General features: G+C 66.8%; 13 protein-coding genes. 6 read left to right on the top strand and 7 right to left on the bottom strand.

All coding sequences use genetic code 11. The annotated features are described in order from the left end of the window. Positions 1-62 precede the first annotated feature (62 nt). The 6 genes from AB0313_RS09720 to AB0313_RS09695 all read right to left on the bottom strand — a co-directional run bounded on the left by AB0313_RS09720 (position 63) and on the right by AB0313_RS09695 (position 9,010). Positions 63-3,380: a family 78 glycoside hydrolase catalytic domain gene (locus AB0313_RS09720; RefSeq protein ID WP_366305196.1), complete on the bottom strand. Its 3,318-nt coding sequence runs from the start codon at positions 3,378-3,380 to the stop codon at positions 63-65. Next, on the bottom strand, positions 3,377-4,582 hold the full coding sequence (locus AB0313_RS09715; protein ID WP_366305194.1) for a Gfo/Idh/MocA family oxidoreductase: 1,206 nt from the start codon (positions 4,580-4,582) through the stop codon (positions 3,377-3,379). Before AB0313_RS09715 ends, AB0313_RS09720 begins: the two co-directional genes overlap by 4 nt. A 36-nt stretch (positions 4,583-4,618) precedes the next feature. Next, positions 4,619-5,569, bottom strand: coding sequence for a carbohydrate ABC transporter permease (locus AB0313_RS09710; RefSeq protein ID WP_366305192.1), 951 nt, complete (start codon positions 5,567-5,569; stop codon positions 4,619-4,621). Then, positions 5,559-6,500: a sugar ABC transporter permease gene (locus tag AB0313_RS09705; protein WP_366305190.1), complete on the bottom strand. Its 942-nt coding sequence runs from the start codon at positions 6,498-6,500 to the stop codon at positions 5,559-5,561. Before AB0313_RS09705 ends, AB0313_RS09710 begins: the two co-directional genes overlap by 11 nt. After that, positions 6,497-7,798, bottom strand: coding sequence for an extracellular solute-binding protein (locus AB0313_RS09700; RefSeq protein ID WP_307308318.1), 1,302 nt, complete (start codon positions 7,796-7,798; stop codon positions 6,497-6,499). The genes AB0313_RS09705 and AB0313_RS09700 overlap by 4 nt, the downstream gene beginning before the upstream one ends. Before the next feature lie 645 nt (positions 7,799-8,443). Further along, entirely contained in the window at positions 8,444-9,010 is a 567-nt protein-coding gene (locus AB0313_RS09695) for an ABC transporter substrate-binding protein (protein ID WP_366305188.1), read from the bottom strand. A gap of 273 nt (positions 9,011-9,283) precedes the next feature. On the opposite strand from AB0313_RS09695, the gene AB0313_RS09690 reads away from it, so the two are divergent. Beyond that, entirely contained in the window at positions 9,284-9,661 is a 378-nt protein-coding gene (locus AB0313_RS09690) for an STAS/SEC14 domain-containing protein (protein WP_141946065.1), read from the top strand. 17 nt (positions 9,662-9,678) lie between these two features. On the opposite strand, the gene AB0313_RS09685 is transcribed toward AB0313_RS09690, so the two are convergent. Then, the gene (locus AB0313_RS09685; protein ID WP_366305186.1) at positions 9,679-10,701 is read right to left on the bottom strand and encodes a LacI family DNA-binding transcriptional regulator; all 1,023 of its coding nucleotides are present in this window, start codon (positions 10,699-10,701) and stop codon (positions 9,679-9,681) included. Between the two features lie 151 nt (positions 10,702-10,852). Between AB0313_RS09685 and AB0313_RS09680 the strand changes: the two genes are divergently transcribed. From AB0313_RS09680 to AB0313_RS09660, 5 genes are all read left to right on the top strand, one after another. Then, on the top strand, positions 10,853-11,206 hold the full coding sequence (locus AB0313_RS09680) for an L-rhamnose mutarotase (RefSeq protein WP_366305290.1): 354 nt from the start codon (positions 10,853-10,855) through the stop codon (positions 11,204-11,206). 66 nt (positions 11,207-11,272) lie between these two features. Next, complete coding sequence (rhaI, locus tag AB0313_RS09675; RefSeq protein ID WP_141946069.1) at positions 11,273-12,439, top strand: L-rhamnose isomerase; 1,167 nt, start codon at positions 11,273-11,275, stop codon at positions 12,437-12,439. Positions 12,440-12,446: 7 nt separating this feature from the next. Beyond that, positions 12,447-14,483: a bifunctional aldolase/short-chain dehydrogenase gene (locus AB0313_RS09670; RefSeq protein WP_366305183.1), complete on the top strand. Its 2,037-nt coding sequence runs from the start codon at positions 12,447-12,449 to the stop codon at positions 14,481-14,483. After that, the gene (locus AB0313_RS09665; protein ID WP_366305181.1) at positions 14,480-15,937 is read left to right on the top strand and encodes a rhamnulokinase family protein; all 1,458 of its coding nucleotides are present in this window, start codon (positions 14,480-14,482) and stop codon (positions 15,935-15,937) included. Before AB0313_RS09670 ends, AB0313_RS09665 begins: the two co-directional genes overlap by 4 nt. A 70-nt stretch (positions 15,938-16,007) precedes the next feature. Then, a complete protein-coding gene (locus AB0313_RS09660) occupies positions 16,008-17,027 on the top strand; it encodes an acetylxylan esterase (RefSeq protein ID WP_366305179.1) in 1,020 nt (339 codons plus the stop codon). Positions 17,028-17,101 lie beyond the last annotated feature (74 nt).

Genomic DNA, 17,101 nt, shown 5'->3' with positions numbered 1-17,101 from the left:
TCCGGGCTCCTCTGGTCTCTGTCTGTTTCCGGCCGTGCCTTCACTTGCGGCAGCAGGTCCTTCTACGCGGGTGTGAAGGTCCACGTTCCGGTGTGCACCCGGAAGTCGCGGGGCCCCCGGTGCTTCCCATTGTCACCAGCGGGAGGGGAAGTGGCTACGGCGGCATCTGTGCCCGGGGTCCTCACCACGTAACTGCCCGGGGGCAGCCGGACCGTGGCCGTGACTCCCGGAGGAATGGTGCACTCCAGCTCCACCCGTTGGCCACGCCGCCGCCAGCGGGCCTGCACGTACCCGTTGCCCACGGGGACACTGCCGCCCGCGTGCTCCAGCCGGCACAGCGGCGGTTCGACCAAGACCTCGTTGCCGCCCGGCGCGGTGTACCGGACGCCCAGGAGGTGCTCCAGGATCTCTTTGATGACGGACGCGGACCACGCATGGGACTGGCTGTAGTCCGTTCCCTCCTCCAGGTCCCAGGCCTCCCACGTGAACGTGGCGCCGTGGTCCAGGAGCCGCGCCCATCCGGGCTGCTCCTTGTTGGTGAGGAGGTCCAGGACCGCGTCCGTCATCCCCTGGTGCAACAGCGCGCGGACCAGCCGGTGCGCGGTCATTGGTCCCTGCCGCATGCCCATCCCGGCCATCCGGGCCGCATCCGCCGCAGCGTACTCCGGGCCGGTGATGCCCAGGGACAGCGGGAAGGAGGTGGCATGCTGGGAAGCGTGGGAGCTGGGCGTCCCGTCGGCGTGGAGCCCGTCCACCATGACCCCGCCCACCCGCAGCCGTGCGCGGATCGCCTCCGCCAGGGTGCGGGCCGCCGCGGAATAGTGGACCGCCCCTTCCCCGTCCCCTGCCGCGCTGCAGAGCCGGGCCGTGGACACCAGGGCCGAGTAAGCCTGGGCGTTGACGGTGGTTTTCGCTGCGCAGCCCATGTCGTAGCCGAACCGGCCGGGCGCGGGCCAGTCAACGATTCCGTGCAGGTAGGGCCCCGAGCCGCCGCCCAGTGTGGTGACCAGTCCCGCCGTCGGGCCTTCCGCCGGAATGTGCCGCAGGGCATAGTCCGCAGTGTCGCGAAGGTGGGGGAGCAGGTCCTGCACCAAGCCAAGGTCGCCCGTGCGCAGGTGGTATTCCTCCGCCCACTCGGGCAGCATGAGGGAAAAATCGGGGATGTCCCGCTTACCGTCCCCGTTGGGATAGACGGCGTTGTAGCGCCCCTTCTCTTCGGCGGACGTCCAGTAGCGGCGGGCGGACCAGGCGAACTCCCGGAGCGCCTGTGCCGTATAGGCATGCTCACCGAAAAGCGCCATGGTGGCGTAGGAAATGTTCGCGGCGTCGGCCAGGAACTGGCCCTTTTCCCGGGTGGGCGTGTCCACAAACTGCTCCTGCACGCCGTAGAGCGCAGAATCGCGGAGCAGCCGGAAAACCGCGTCCAGAACGGGGTCCGAACTGCTGAAACTCCCCTCGGCGGGGTGTCCGGCATGGACAGTGCGGGCGCCAACGCGGGACACCTCTGCCGCGTCGACTCCGGGCAGCTCCAGGTAGCGGAAGCCCAGGTGCACTGAGGCCCGGTACTGCTGGGGCCCGGACGCCTGGGTGTAGGGGAAGGACATGTCCGTGTTCTGGCTGGCGGTCTTTCCGGCGTCCACCCTGCCATCGGGGCTGAGCACGTACCCGGCCCGCATCATCACGGTCCGCCCTGGCATGCCGTCCAGGAAATCCACTTCCGGCCGCGCCGGAAGGACCTGGCCAAAGTCGGCCACAAGGGTGCCGTCACCGGCGGTGAGGAACTGCGCCGGGGGCACGAATTCCCCGGCCAGGAAGGTCCTGCGGGGGTGCAGTCCGGGAAAGTCCGACGACGGATGGGCGCCGGAGCTGACCGCGGCCGGAAGGTCCCGGGCGGCTGCGAGGGATGCGGCGGCAGCGCCGTCCAGGTGCTCCACCGGGTCACCCTCATCGTTCCGGTAGCCCGACTGCCGGTAGGGCGCTTCCACAGCGGACCAACCCGGCCCGGACGTGAGGACGTCGCGTCGGCCGTCGTCGTAATCCACCGTGAGCCGGACCAGGAGGCCTGGGACGCCGGCCGCGCGGCCCTGGCCGGGACCGTACCAGTGCAACAGCGCGGTGACCGGCACGGGCGTGTCCGCAGGGTGCCCGCGGAGCGCATCGGTGATATCCGCGGCGTCGTAATACCCCTCGCCCGGATAGCCGAAGGAGGTGGTGCTGAGACAGTGCCTTCCAGCCACCGAAAGCTGGGCGTGGTGGTGGGCGGCCGCGTAGAGGCGGGCCCGCCGGACCGTCCCGGTGAGCTGGAGGGTGGTCCGGAACAGGGTCCACTCGTCGGGTTGGCGGTGTTCGGTCGTCGGGGACCACTGCGTCAGGCAGGCCGCCGCTTCCCCGTGCGCATCGAAGCGGTGGTCCAGCAGCACGGTCCCCGCACTGCCGGCGGCAGCGTCGGTGATGCGCAGCCAGGCGTATTCAGCCTGGCTGCGGGGGCCCTGGTGCAGCGCGGGCCTGCCTTCTGCCGTGCCGCCGGGCGCTTCAACGGCGAGCAGTTCCGCTCCGTCCACGTGGACGCGGATGGTCCGGCCGTCATCTGTGACGGTGATGTCGCGCCAGGTCCCGGACGGTTGTTCCCCCGCCTGGGCCGACGCCAGGACTTCGGTGTCCGGCACTGTGGGGGAGGGGATCTCCCATTTCGGTGCGCGGCGGAGCACCACATCTCCATCGGCGCCCAGTTCCAGCAGCAGGCCGGTTCCGGCGCCGCTGCTGCGCAGGAGCAGGCCGGCGCGGCCCATCACGGGACGAACCCGGGCCTCCATGCGGTACCGGTGGAGTGCGGGGCAGGGAAGGGGCAGGAAGGGCGACGCCGCTGCGCGGAGAGCGTTGTTGAGGATCCCAAGGGGAGCGCGTCCGCCCGGCGGACGGCCGATCCAGTCTGCCTCCCAGGAGCTGTGCCCGAGTCCGGTGCTGAACTGCTGCAGGGCTGACCAGCCACCAAAGACACCGGCTGCGTCACGGACGCGGACACGCCACGCGTAGTCCGCGTCGTCGTCGAGCGCCGGGCCGCCGCGGGAGACACCGCGCTGGGTGTTCCCGGCCACCGGCCCGGAAGTCCACAGAACGGAACCCCCGGCGTCCCGGACCTCCAGCTCGTAACCGGTCTGCCGGGCAAGGGCGGGATCGCCGCCGTCGTCCAGGTTCAGTTCCCAGCTGAAGGCAGGCGAGGGAGCAGCCGTCAGGCAGGAAGCGACGCCGTCGGTCAGGAGGTTGACGGCGTAAAGCCCGCCGGCGCCGCCGACCAGGGCTGCGGTGTCCGGGGCGGCTGTCTCCTGCAGCCCCGTTTCTCGAAGTCCTGGGTCCCGGCGTTCCGTGTCATCGAGGCTCATGAGGGCGGCAGCTCGAAGGCAGTTGGGGTGGAGACGGCCCAAGGCAGTCCCAGCTCGCTGAACGTGGCATGCCGGCGGCCGGCGCGTTCGAGGGCGTCCTCAATGCCGGCCACTATGGGGTGGGCGGCGTCGCCGTCGCCTTCCCATCGGATATGGGCGGGTTCAATCCGGGCTGGTGGCGGTGCCGTGCGGACGGCTTCCAGAACCAGCATGAAGGCGCCGCTGTCCACCAGGCTGCTGATGAGCGGAACGCCGGTGGCGCGGTGGGCCAAGAGGTTCTCCGTCAGGTCGTCACGGCCGAAGGTTTCCTCGGTGCGCCCGGAGGTTGTCTCAACGGTCAGCCTGTCTTCCGTGTAGTGGAACACCGCAGTGCCGGCCGAGCCCTGGAGGGTGACGTACGGCTCCGCCGGGTCCGACGCACAGATGGTCAGGGCGCAGGTGATGGGCAGCCCGGCGGCCGTGCGGATCCGGACCACCGAGGTGTCATCGGATTCAATGTCGTTCGCGCGGTACAGCTCGGTTTCCACGGAAGCCAGCTCCGCGGTGGTGCGTGCCCCGGCAACCCGGAGGGCGGTTGCCACGGCATGGGCCAGGGGATTCGTGACCACGCCGTCCACCACGTCCACTCCATTGATGCTCCTCTTTCCCGCCCAGCGGGATCGTTTGAAGTAGGCCCTGTCCCGGACCCAGCGGCCCGTGGCGGAGATGCCTTCCAGCGTGCCAATGGTTCCGTCGGCGAGCAGGCCTTCAATGGCCTTCAGGGCGTGCGAGCCGAGGCTTTGGAAGCCGACCTGCACTCCGTGCCCTGATGCCGAGGCGGCCGCGCGCAGCCGGGCAAAGTCCGCCAGCGAGGCGACGGGCGGCTTCTCAAGGTACAGTTCCGCGTCCGTGGCCAGGGCGGCCAGCGCCAGTGGGGCGTGGGTCTGGATGGGCGTGGCCACGATAATGGCGTCCAGGTCCCGGGTGGCCCCAAGGAGGTCATCGAGCCCCGAATAAACAGCGGCCGACGGCGGGACGGTGCCGGGTGCCGGGGGCTGCGGATCCGCCACGGCAACCAGTTCAACGCGTCCCTGTGACTGGAGGCGTTCAAGGTTCCGCAGGTGGTGGGTGCCAAAGCCATGCACTCCCACCAGGGCAACCTTTGCGGCTGCCGCGGTGGCTGTTCCGGTCGCGCTGCCGGCGGCGTCCATCGCCGTTTCCATGGTTCTCCGATCTGCCCCGCAGGGCGGTCCCTGTGCCTACTTGATGCCCGTTGTCGCGATGCCTTTGACCAGGAATTTTTGGCCGACGAGGAAGGCGATGAAGACGGGAAGGAGCGAGACGACCGACATGGCGAACATCGCGCCCCAGTCGGTGCTGGATTGGGCGTCGACGAAGCTGCGCAGTGCGACGGGGACGGTGAAGACGTCGGGGGAGGTGAGGTAGATGAGCTGGCCGAAGAAGTCGCTCCAGGTCCAGATGAACGTGAAGATGGTGGTGGTGGCCAGGGCCGGTGTCATCAGGGGGAGGATGACCTGCAGGAAGATGCGTGGGTGGCCGGCGCCGTCGATCCTGGCTGCTTCATCCAGCTCCCGGGGGATGCCGCGGATGAACTGGACCATGAGGAAGATAAAGAACGCGTCGGTGGCCAGGAATTTCGGCACGATGAGGGGCGCGAAGGTGTTCACCCAGCCGATCTGGGAAAACAGGATGTACTGGGGCACGATGACCACGTGGATGGGGAGCATGATGGTGACGAGCATGGCGCCGAACATCCACTTTTTGCCGCGGAAGTCCAGCCTGGCGAAGGCGTAGGCGGCCAGCGAGCAGGAGACGAGGTTTCCGATGACCGCGCCCAGGACGACGAGGGCCGAGTTCAGCAGGTAGGTGCCGAACGGTGAGGTCAGGGCGTTCCATCCGGTGGCGTAGTTCTCCGTGTGGACCTCGGTGAGCCAAAGTCCGGGGGCGCGGAAGACGTCCGCACTGGGCCGGAAGGACGAGGCGATCATCCACAGCAAGGGGTAGATCATGATGATCGCGGCTGCGATCAGGACCGCGTGTTTCAGTAAGCTCTTGGCGCGTTGCCTCGGACTCGGGGCATAGCCGGCTCTCCGGGTGATGGTGGTGCTTGCCGGGCGGCGTTCCCGGACGGGGCCGGGGGCAGGTGGTGTGGCGTCGGTGGTGATGCGCGGGGCTGATTCAGTCGTCATAGAACACCCAGAATTTCGATGCGTAGAAGTTGATGGCGGTGAAGGCGCCGACGATGACGAGCAGGACCCAGGCCATCGCCGAGGCGTAGCCCATGTCGAACTGGCCGAAGCCGCGCTGGTAGAGGTAGAGCGTGAAGAACATGGTCGAATCGGACGGGCCGCCGGTGCCGCCGGAGACGATGAAGGCCTGCGTGAAGGACTGAAATGCTCCGATGATCTGCAGCACCAGGTTGAAGAAAATGATCGGGCTCAGCAAAGGCAGGGTGATTTTCAGGAACCGGGTTGCCCGGCCTGCGCCGTCCACGGCGGCGGCTTCGTAGTACATGCCGGGGATTTGACGCAGCCCGGCCAGGAAGATGATCATCGGCGAGCCAAAGGTCCATACGTGCAGCAGGATAATGCTGCCCAGCGCGGTGCTGGGGTCGGAGATCCAGCCCGGGCCGGTGATTCCCACCATGGCCAGGAGTTGGTTGACCAGGCCCGAGGTGCCGAACATCTGCTTCCAGAGGATTGCCACCGCCACGGAGGACCCCAGCAGGGAGGGAAGGTAGAACACCGAACGGTAGAACGGCAGGCCCTTGAGGCCTTTGTCCAGGGCCATGGCCACGGCCAGGGCCAGGCCCAGTTGCAGCGGGACGCCGACGATCACGTATGTGAGCGTTACCCGCAGGGAGTTCCAGAACCGGTCGTCCTGCATCATCCGGGTGAAGTTGTCGGTACCGATCCAGTTTGGATCCTGGATCAGGTTGTAGTCCGTGAAGGACAGGTACAGGGAGATCAGCATCGGCCCAACCGTGATGGCTACCAGGCCCACTATCCAGGGGGCCAGGAAAACCATGGCGGCGCGGTTGTCCTTGTAGGTCCGCTTGACGTTGGGGCGGCCGCCGCGGGACTTCTTCCCGAGGCTGCCCAGTTCAGCGAGTGCGCTCATTTCTTGGCACTCTTGATCATGTTGTCCGCGTCGCTCTTGAACGCTGCGGCTGCGTCCTGCGCGCTCGCGCGCCCGAAGAGGACATCGGTGGTGTGGCGGCCGAGGGAGTCGGCGGCCTTGCTCGACCCTGTGGGCGGGACGGCGGGCGGCTCTCCGAGTTCGGGCTTGATCTCGGAGAGGAAATCGAGGGCGCTCTTGTCCGTCGGGGTGAGCAGGGGCTTGATGGCGTCCTGGATCTTCTGGGACGTCGAGAAGCCGCGCTCCGTGGTGATGATCTTGGCAACGTCGGTGTTGTTGACGAGGTAGTCAATGAAAGTAGCCGCTTCGGCCGCATGCTTGGAGCGGGATGACGCGGACCAGTACATCGACGGCTTGTAGAAGAGCCCATCGTCCTTGGGGTTGCCGTCCTGGCTCGGAACGCGCAGCAGCTTGATGTCGCTCCCGCTGGCCTTGGTCAGGGGCGCGAGCTGGTTGGTCCACCAGAACGACAGGCCGGTCTTGTTCGTCGCGGCGAGAGTCTGCTCGACGGGGGCGCCGATGTCCTCCTGTGCCACGCTGGCCGGGGGCGCCGCGTTGGCGTCCATCAGTTTCTTCTGGAAGGCCATGTAGGAGGCCACGCCGTCGACGGTGAAGCCGGTCTGGCCATCCTGCGTGTAGAGCTGCTCTCCCCGCTGGCGCAGCCAGATGCTGAGGCTCTGGTCCGTCAGGCCGTACGAGGATCCATAGTTGCCCGCGCCGGCCGCGAGGGCCTGGGCCGTCCTTAGGTAGTCGTCCCACGTCCACTTCGAGTCGTCAGGGATGGCGACGCCGGCCTTCTTGAACACGTTGACGTTGGCGAAGACCGCCAGGGCGTTCTGGCCAGTGCTGATGCCGTTCAGCTTGCCGTTGTACTGGCCTGCCTTGATCGTGTTCTGGTCGAAGGCGGACAGGTCCAGCTGGCTTTGCTTGGAGAGGTCGAGGAGCGCGCCCCGTCCGCCGTACTCCGCGATGTAGGCCAGATCCATCTGGATCACATCGGGTGCGTCGTTTGCGGCGGTCTGGGTAGCCAGCTTGTCCCAGTATCCCGACCACACGCCGGGCTCTGCCTGGATCTTGATGTTCGGATGGGCCTGCTGGAAGGCATCGATTACCTGCTGGGTCTGGTTGTTACGCACATCGTTGCCCCACCAGGAGACACGCAGGGTAACGGATCCGTCAGCGTTCTTCGAGCCGGCTCCGGTACCACAGGCGGAAAGGGCCCCCACGGCAGCAGTTCCCGCAAAGAGTGCCAGTGCCGATCGGCGGGTCAAGGTAGTCATTGTCTCTCCTTTGAGTTCATGGGTTGCTGTGCAGGGGGTCCGGGTCCGGATCCAGGGCGTGTGTCCTACGCCACGTTGCTCATGTATAAGGAAAGCGCATTCCGCAAAACTTGGCAAGCCCTTTCCGCCGGATCGGGCCCGTGATATGTAACGATTCAAAAATTGTCGCGGTCAGCGGGCTGCTGCTGGTCCGGATTTTCGGGAAACCGATTACTCGCGCGATGGGGACTATGTCCCGTCTCGCCGGTGCGGGGGTGGGGGGAAGGAACCCTGCCATGCCGGCGGGGACCTTCAGTGCGGGTGCCTACTCATTTCTTGACACCCTCGCCTGGACTGCGCGCCCGAGCCTGCCCTGGATTGCCTTCGCCCTTTTTGCCCGGGTCCGGCCTGGGCGGGCTGTACCCGGCTGGAGGTGCTGAAGGGCGGGCCCTCGATGGCCTTTTTCGTCAATGGACTGTGCGTCTTCGAGTGGGCGTCTGCAGTCAGGGTGCTGGCGGCGGCTGGATCGGCTTCCGGCAGATGGCTCCGCTCCGGGCCCCCTGCCGCAACCTGGTGGTGGAGAAGCTTTAGCAGCAACGCAAGGCGGGCGGCCCGGAAGGGCCGCCCGCCTTGTTTGTCGGTTCCAGGTTATCGACCTGCCGGAAACTAGAGCCCCAGGAGGCGGTTGAGCAGGTTGGTGAGGCCGCTGAGTCCATTGCCGCCATCGAGGAGGCCGGTGACGGCGCAGAGGAGGTTGCCTACCAGGTTGCCCGCCCCGGTCTGGGAGGTGATGTTCAGGACAACCTGGTTCAGGTCCACGTTGAGTCCCAGGAGATTCAGGTGCAGTGGCCCGAGGACAAGGTTAAGGACATCGCAGCTGCCGCCGGAGGCGAGCGCGGCAGCTGTGGAGGGCGCGGCCGCAGCGGTGGTGGTCAGTGTCTGGGAGACCGGGGTGGCCACGCCGTTAAGGTCCGTGAAGGTACCCTGCACGAGACCCGTGACGGTCAGCTGGCCGTTTTGGGTGCTGAAACCTGACGGGGTGAAGGATCCCACGAAGGTGCCGACGCCGTCGATGGTCTGGTTGATGGTTCCCGTCACGTTGGCGACCCTTGTCGATTGGGTGGCGGTGGAAGGAGCCGCCGGCGCCGCAGCGGTTGCGGGACCTGCCATGCCGAAGAGCATGGCGCCGGAAAGGGCAATGGCGGTGACTGAAGCTGAGACCTTTGTTCGCATTTTTGGTAAATCCTCTCAGCGCCGGGATGCGGCGCATCGAACCCCCCGAGGCTCCGCCCCCATGGAGAACCCCGGCGGAACTGGTTATTCAAATGCAGTTTTCAGATGCAGCCCTGGTGGGCCGCGACACGTGGCGCCGAAGTGATCCAGGCCACGGACACGCCGACCACCGTATTAGTAAGTATGCTGATTAGTCAAGCGGGTGGAGTGTCCTCCCTTGGATTGGTGCAAGATAGAGGGGTTCGTGATCTGCCCACTGGAGGGAGGCGTGATATGGAACCCGTAGTGGTTGACGGCGGCAAAGGCACCGTGGAGCTGCGCGCCGACGGCATCATCCACCTCATTTGGGAACCCAAGGTCCGCATAGAAGCCGAGGATGCCCAGGCCGCCATGGCTGCCGTGAACCGTCTGGCCGGTGACGGCAACTATCCGATGCTGGTGGACATGGCCACCACCGAAAACGTCAGCATCCAGGCGCGGTCGGTTTTCTCCATCCCCTGCGCAGCCAGCCGCATTGCCCTGCTGGGCTCGAGTCCCGTGGACCGGATCATCGCCAATTTCTTCCTCGGCGTCCACGTTCCGCCGTGCCCTACCCGTTTCTTCACGTCCCGGGATGAGTCCATGAAGTGGCTGCGGCAGGACGGAAAGTAGCAGGTACTTTTGCTGCCCTAACCTGCGGCGGGTGTGGCTGTGCTCTGCCTGACCACCAGCTCGGGAGTGAACACGACGGCCCGGTGGACCGGGCTCTGGGACTCCACCTCTTCGGACAGCAGCTCGATGGCCGTCCTGCCCAGCAATTCGGTTGGCTGGCGGATCGATGACAGCGGGACCACTGCCGATGCCGCAAAGTCGATGTCGTCGTAGCCGATCAGCGCCACGTCCGCCGGGATGCGGAACGTGTGGGTCATGGTGAGCGACTGCATAACGCCGAGGGCCAGGAGGTCGTTGGCGCAGAAAATTCCGTCCGGCAGGTCCGCCCGGCCGCGCTGGACCAGCGCGTCGCCCACGCTGCGGCCGGCCAGTACTGTCTGGCCTTCCGCGTCCAGCACCTCCAGCGTGGCATCCGGTTCGTCCTTCACGGCCCGCCGGGCGCCCTGGAGGCGGTCCGCGACCTGCCGGATGGACGTGGGTCCGCCAACAAAGGCCAGCCGGCGGCGGCCGGTGTCCAGCAGGTGCCGCGCGGCAAGGTACCCGCCGGCGTCGTCATCCACTGCAACCGAGCTGAACTTGGACTCGTCAGCCAGCCGGTCCACCACTACCGTAGGCACGCCGCGCTCGCGGAGGAGATCCAGCCTGGCCGTCACATCGCCCACCGGTGAAATCAGGAGTCCCTGGACGCGCTGCTCCTGGAAGAGGTCGATGTAGTTCGCTTCCCGGGCGGCGTCATGGCCGCTGTCGCCCAGCAGGACGGCGCTTCCCTGCAGCGCGGCCGCGTCCTCTGCTGCACGCACCACGGAGGTGAAGAAGGGGTTGCCGACGTCCAGGACAATGAGCCCGATGGTGCGGCTGTGGCCCACGCGGAGCTGGCGGGCGGCATCATTCCGCACGAAGCCAAGGTCATCGATGGCGCGCAGCACCCGCTCCTTGGTCCTTTCCGACACCCGGTCCGGGTAGTTCAGGACGTTGGAAACTGTCCCCACGGCCACCCCCGCGTGGGTGGCCACGTCCTTGATGCTGGCTGTGCGGTTCATCGATTCTCCGTGCCGGTCTGCCCGTGGAGGTCGGTTCCGCGGGGTGGATCAAAAATTTCTGCCGTTGCTTGACACCTGCTCAATCCCAAGAGTACTTTGAATCGTACCAATGAAACGATTCAAAGTAATCGTGGTTTCCGGAGGGGTTCCCATGCGCGTGTGCTTCCGTTCCTCGGTCCAGCCGGCTCTGATGGCCGAATACCGGCGCCGGCACGCCGCTGTGTGGCCGGACATGCTCCTCGCCCTCAAGAACGCAGGGTGGCACAACTACTCCCTGTTCCTGGGGGAGGACGGGCTCCTTGTGGGCTACGTGGAGTGCGACGACTTTGACGCTGCCCGCGCCCGCATGGCCCTGACGGAGGTCAACGCCCGCTGGCAGGCGGAGATGGCAGCACTTTTCGAGGACTCCGGGCAGGCGCCGGATGAAGGGTTCCAGGTACTTGAGGAAGTCTTCAACCTGGACAGCCAGCTCGCAGCCGCCGGTTCCCAGCAACCACAGCACTAACGCTCCAGCAGCGGGGCACCCACCATGAAGCATCAGACAGACGCTCCACCACCGGAAAGAACCAACATGAATGACGTAGCAACGGCGCTGGGCAGGCTTGGGGAGCTTGCTATCGAGGTCCCTTCGTGGGCTTATGGAAATTCGGGTACGCGGTTCAGGGTGTTCGGCACGCCCGGCACCCCGCGGACAGTGCAGGAGAAGCTGGCGGACGCTGCCAAGGTCCATGAGCTGACGGGTCTTGCCCCCACAGTGGCCCTGCACATCCCGTGGGACAAGGTGGACGATTACTCGGCCCTCAAGGAGTACGCCGCCGGACTGGGTGTCGGCTTGGGCACCATCAACTCCAACACCTTCCAGGATGATGAGTACAAGTTCGGCTCCCTGACCTCCTCGAATGAGGCTGTCCGGCGCCGGGCGATCGACCACCACCTTGACTGCATCCAGATCATGCACGCCACCGGCTCACGCGACTTGAAGATCTGGCTGGCGGACGGCACAAACTATCCGGGCCAGGACGATCTGCGTGGCCGCCAGGACCGGCTGGCCGAGTCGCTGCGGGAGATCTATGCGGCCCTGGGGGATGGGCAGCGTTTGGTGCTGGAGTACAAGTTCTTCGAGCCGGCTTTTTATCACACGGATGTTCCGGACTGGGGCACCTCCTACGCCCAGACCCTGGCGTTGGGGGAGAAGGCGTTCGTCTGCCTGGATACCGGCCACCACGCGCCGGGCACCAACATCGAGTTCATCGTGATGCAGTTGCTGCGGCTGGGCAAGCTGGGCTCTTTCGACTTCAATTCGCGCTTCTATGCCGATGACGACCTGATAGTGGGTGCCGCGGATCCGTTCCAGCTTTTCCGCATCATGCATGAGGTGATCCGGGGCGGCGGCTACGGGAAGGATTCCGCCGTGGCCCTCATGCTGGACCAGTGCCACAACCTGGAGGAGAAGATCCCGGGCCAGATCCGCTCGGTGCTTAACGTCCAGGAGATGACGTTGCGTGCCCTGCTGGTGGATACCGCTGCATTGGGCGAGGCCCAGCGGGCGGGGGACGTCCTGGCCGCCAACGGCATCTTCAATGATGCGTTCTACACCGACGTCAGGCCGATGCTGGCCCAGTGGCGTGAATCCCGCGGCCTGCCCGCGGACCCGATGGCCGCCTACAGGGCCAGCGGCTACCAGAAACAGATCAACGAGGACCGCGCAGGCGGCCAGCAAGCCGGATGGGGCGCCTAGAAAAGCCATGAGCAACAAGACTGTTGAAGACCTGATTTCCCGTTCCAACCGCCTGGGCGCGGACAAGCGGAACACCAACTTCGCCGGCGGCAACACCTCCGCCAAGGGCACCGAAAAGGACCCCGTCACCGGGGAGGACGTCCAGTTGCTGTGGGTCAAGGGCTCCGGCGGCGACCTGGGCACGCTGAAGGAGCAGAACCTTGCGGTGCTGCGGCTGGACCGGCTGAACGCGCTCAAGAACGTCTACCCCGGCGTTGAGCGGGAGGACGAGATGGTGGCCGCGTTCGACTACTGCCTCCACGGCAAGGGCGGTGCTGCTCCCTCCATCGATACGGCCATGCACGGCCTGGTGGACGCCGCGCACGTGGACCACCTGCACCCGGACTCCGGCATCGCCATCGCCACCGCCGTGGACGGTGAGGCGCTGACCACCAAGATCTTCGGCACCAAGGTGGTCTGGGTGCCGTGGCGCCGTCCCGGTTTCCAGCTGGGCCTGGACATCGCCGCGATCAAGGACGCCAACCCGCAGGCCATCGGCACCATCCTGGGCGGCCACGGCATCACCGCCTGGGGCGCCACCAGCGAAGAAGCCGAAGCCAATTCCCTGTGGATCATCGACCAGGCCGAGAAATACATTCGGGACAACGGCAAGGCCGAACCCTTTGGGCCCAAGCTCCCCGGGTATGGCGTGCTGCCCGAGGCCGAGCGGCGTGCCAAGGCCGCCGCGCTGGCACCGGTGATCCGCGGCCTGGCCTCCACGGACAAGCCGGTCCTGGGGCACTTCAGTGATGACGCCGTCGTCCTGGACTTCCTGGAGTCTGCGGAGCACCCAAGGCTGGGAGCCCTGGGCACCTCCTGCCCGGACCACTTCCTGCGCACCAAGGTCAAGCCGCTGATCCTGGACCTGCCGGCTGACGCCTCCATTGAGGATTCGATCGCCCGGCTTCAAGAGCTCCACGCCGACTACCGCGAGGACTACCAGGCCTATTACGACCGGCACAAGATCGCTGATTCCCCTGCGCTGCGCGGCGCGGACCCGGCGATCGTGCTGGTGCCGGGCGTGGGCATGTTCTCCTTCGGCGCCAACAAGCAGACCGCCCGGGTGGCCGGTGAGTTCTACCTCAACGCCATCAACGTGATGCGGGGCGCCGAGGCGATCTCCACCTACGCCCCGATCGAGGAATCCGAGAAGTTCCGGATCGAATACTGGGCGCTCGAGGAAGCCAAGCTGGCCCGGATGCCCAAGCCCAAGTCGCACGCCACCCGCATTGCGCTGGTGACCGGCGCGGCATCCGGCATCGGCAAGGCCATCGCCACCCGCCTCGCGGCGGAAGGCGCCTGCGTGGTCATCGCCGACCTGAACCTGGACAACGCCCAAAAGGTCGCCGAGGAGCTGGGAGGCCCGGATGTCGCCGTCGGCGTCCAGGCGGACGTGACGGATGAAGCCCAGGTCGCGGCAGCGATCGACGCCGCCGTGCTGGCGTTCGGCGGCGTGGACCTGGTGGTCAACAACGCCGGCCTGTCCATCTCCAAACCGCTGCTGGAAACCACCGAAAAGGACTGGGACCTGCAGCACAACGTCATGGCCAAGGGGTCATTCCTGGTGGCCAAGGCCGCGGCCAGGGTCATGATCGCCCAGGGCATGGGCGGGGACATCATCTACATCTCCTCCAAGAACTCCGTGTTCGCCGGCCCCAACAACATCGCCTACTCCGCCACCAAGGCAGACCAGGCCCACCAGGTCCGGCTGCTCGCGGCCGAACTGGGCGAGTACGGCATCCGCGTCAACGGCATCAACCCCGACGGCGTGGTCCGCGGCTCCGGCATCTTCGCCGGCGGCTGGGGCGCCAAACGCGCAGCGGTCTACGGCGTGGACGAGGAGAAACTGGGCGAGTACTACGCCCAGCGCACCCTGCTCAAGCGCGAAGTCCTGCCCGAGCACGTGGCCAACGCCGCCGCCGTTCTTACCAGCAACGAACTGTCCCACACCACCGGCCTGCACATCCCCGTGGACGCCGGAGTGGCGGCAGCCTTCCTGCGGTGAGCACGCTGTCCAACGGTGTCGACGGCGGCGTGTTCGCCGCCGTCGACATCGGAGCTTCGTCCGGCCGCGTGATCCTGGGACGTGTCTCCCGGAACGGGGTGGCGCTGGAGACCGTCCACCGCTTCCCCAACGGCGTGGTGGAACTCGACGGAGGCCTCCGCTGGGACTTCGACGCCCTTTACGCGGAGGTGCTCACGGGACTCCGGGCCGCGGCCACCGTGGCGGCCGTGCAGGGCGAGACGATCGCCAGCATCGGCATCGATACCTGGGCCGTGGACTACGGCCTGGTGGATGCGGACGGGAGGCTGGTGGCGCAGCCTTACAGCTACCGCGACGACCGCAGCCGTGCCGCCGTCGCGGCCGTCCACGCCAGGCTGGATCCCGCGCGCCTGTACCAGACCACCGGGCTGCAGTTCCTGCAGTTCAACACCATCTACCAGTTGGCCACCGAGCAGGACCTGGACGGGCTGCAGGCGCTGCTCATCCCGGATCTGATCGCCTTCCTGCTCACGGGGAAGCGCCGGACCGAAGCCACTAACGCCTCCACCACCGGGCTGTTCGATGCTGTGGCGGGGGAGTGGGCCACCGAATTCTTCACCGCGCTGGGACTGCGGAAAGACCTGTTCCCGCCGCTGATCCAGCCCGGCGACACGTACGGGGTCCTTTTGCCGGACGTTGCCGCGGCCGCGGGACTTCCCGCCGGAACCCCCGTGGTGGCCGTTGGTTCCCACGACACCGCGTCCGCCGTCGCGGCCGTTCCTGCCACGGAGGACGCGTTCGCCTACATCTCGTCAGGCACCTGGTCGCTGGTGGGACTGGAACTCAAGCACCCCGTCCTGACCCAGGCAAGCCGGGAAGCGAACTTCACGAATGAACGCGGCGTGGACGGCACCATCCGCTACCTGCGGAACGTGGGCGGCCTGTGGCTGCTGAGCGAGTGTCAGCGGACCTGGGCCGGCGAAGGCTTCCACCCGGAGCTGCCGGCACTGCTGGAAGCCGCGGCTGCCCTGCCCGCCGGAGGGCCGCAGATCAACGCGGACGATCCCTACTTCATCGCCCCGGACAACATGCCCGAACGCATCCGCGCTGCAGTCCGCCGCACCGGCGACGTCCTGCCCGACCATCCCGCAGCCATCACCCGCTGCATCATGGACAGCCTCGCCAGTGGCTACGCCCGCACCATCACCGCTGCCGAACGCCTCGCCGGCCGTGCGGTGGAGGTAGTGCACGTGGTAGGCGGCGGTTCGCAGAACACCCTGCTCTGCCAGCTCACCGCCAACGCCACCGGCCGGCCCGTCGTCGCCGGTCCCGTCGAAGCGACGGCGCTGGGCAACGTGCTGGTCCAGGCCCGCGCCGCCGGGGCCGCGGCAGGAGGGCTGCCGGAACTACGCCGAATCATCACCGCAGGAACCACGCTTCGCCGGTTCGAACCGTTGGACCTCATCGTTCATTGAGGATTCATGCACTAGAAATAGAAGATCTCCTCCGCGGGCCGCCGGACCACCAGAAACCAGAAGGACAACGATGCCCCTCTTCGACCTTCCCCTTGCACAGCTCCGCAGCTACACCTCCGATGTCACTCCGCCGGAAGACCTTGCCGCCTTCTGGGATGCCACGCTGGACGAAGCCCGCGCCTTTCCGCTGGACGCGACCTTTGAGCCTGTGGAGAACTACCTCACGGTGATCGACACTTACGACGTCACCTTTACCGGCTTCGGGGGTGCTCCGGTCAAAGGCTGGCTGCACCTGCCTGCCAACCGGGAGGCGGGGGCCCGGCTTCCGGTGGTGGTGAACTACATCGGCTATTCGGGCGGCCGCGGCCTGGTCAACCAAGACACGCGCTGGGCTCAGGCCGGGTACGCCCACTTCATTATGGACACCCGCGGCCAGGGGTACGGCGGCATGGTCGGTGACACGGCTGATCCGCACCCGTCCGCCGGCGACGTGGCGCACGCCGGCCTGATGACGCGGGGCATTGCCAGACGCGAGGACTACTACTACCGACGCGTCTACGCGGACGCCTTCCGCGCCGTGGAGGCTGCCCAGGCCCACCCCGCCGTCGATCCCGCCAAGGTGGTGCTGGCCGGAGTCAGCCAGGGCGGCGGACTGGTGGTGTCCACTGCGGGGCTCACCGCCGGACGGCTCGACGGCGTCATCGCCGCGCTGCCGGACGTGCCCTTCCTGCAGGACTTTCCCCGCGCCATCGACATCACCCCGCGCGGGCCCTACCCGGAGATTGCCCAGTTCCTGGCCCGGCACCGGGACCGTTACGACGCGGCGCTGGCCGTCCTGAGCTATTTCGACGGCGTCAACCTGGCCCGCTACGCCACCGCGCCGGCGCTCTATTCCGCTGCCCAAATGGATGACATCTGCCCGCCGTCCACGGTGTTCGCCAGCTACAACGCCTACGGCTCCGGGACCAACGGGTCTTCCGCCTCCGGTGCCGCCAAGGACATCGAGGTGTACCGCTTCAACAACCACGAAGGCGGCCAGGAGCACCACTGGATCCGTCAGCTGCAGTTCCTTCGCAAGCTGCTGGGGTAAATCCGGGACGGATTGTGACGGCAGCTGATTTTGCGGACGAGGTGACGCGGGCTTATGGTCTTTGCCATGACTAA

It is taken from the genome of Pseudarthrobacter sp. NPDC080039 (assembly GCF_040702335.1).
GTDB classification, from domain to species: domain Bacteria; phylum Actinomycetota; class Actinomycetes; order Actinomycetales; family Micrococcaceae; genus Arthrobacter; species Arthrobacter enclensis_A.
The sequence above is the reverse complement of the archived record's forward strand: the minus strand, read 5'-3'. Positions and strand labels throughout refer to the sequence as shown.

Excerpts from the sequence above, each read along its gene's own strand:
- AB0313_RS09720 (WP_366305196.1), bottom strand. The coding sequence starts at position 3,380 with ATGAGCCTCGATGACACGGAACGCCGGGACCCAGGACTTCGAGAAACG.
- AB0313_RS09715 (WP_366305194.1), bottom strand. The coding sequence starts at position 4,582 with ATGGAAACGGCGATGGACGCCGCCGGCAGCGCGACCGGAACAGCCACC.
- AB0313_RS09710 (WP_366305192.1), bottom strand. The coding sequence starts at position 5,569 with ATGACGACTGAATCAGCCCCGCGCATCACCACCGACGCCACACCACCT.
- AB0313_RS09705 (WP_366305190.1), bottom strand. The coding sequence starts at position 6,500 with ATGAGCGCACTCGCTGAACTGGGCAGCCTCGGGAAGAAGTCCCGCGGC.
- AB0313_RS09700 (WP_307308318.1), bottom strand. The coding sequence starts at position 7,798 with ATGACTACCTTGACCCGCCGATCGGCACTGGCACTCTTTGCGGGAACT.
- AB0313_RS09695 (WP_366305188.1), bottom strand. The coding sequence starts at position 9,010 with ATGCGAACAAAGGTCTCAGCTTCAGTCACCGCCATTGCCCTTTCCGGC.
- AB0313_RS09690 (WP_141946065.1), top strand. The coding sequence starts at position 9,284 with ATGGAACCCGTAGTGGTTGACGGCGGCAAAGGCACCGTGGAGCTGCGC.
- AB0313_RS09685 (WP_366305186.1), bottom strand. The coding sequence starts at position 10,701 with ATGAACCGCACAGCCAGCATCAAGGACGTGGCCACCCACGCGGGGGTG.
- AB0313_RS09680 (WP_366305290.1), top strand. The coding sequence starts at position 10,853 with ATGCGCGTGTGCTTCCGTTCCTCGGTCCAGCCGGCTCTGATGGCCGAA.
- rhaI (WP_141946069.1), top strand. The coding sequence starts at position 11,273 with ATGAATGACGTAGCAACGGCGCTGGGCAGGCTTGGGGAGCTTGCTATC.
- AB0313_RS09670 (WP_366305183.1), top strand. The coding sequence starts at position 12,447 with ATGAGCAACAAGACTGTTGAAGACCTGATTTCCCGTTCCAACCGCCTG.
- AB0313_RS09660 (WP_366305179.1), top strand. The coding sequence starts at position 16,008 with ATGCCCCTCTTCGACCTTCCCCTTGCACAGCTCCGCAGCTACACCTCC.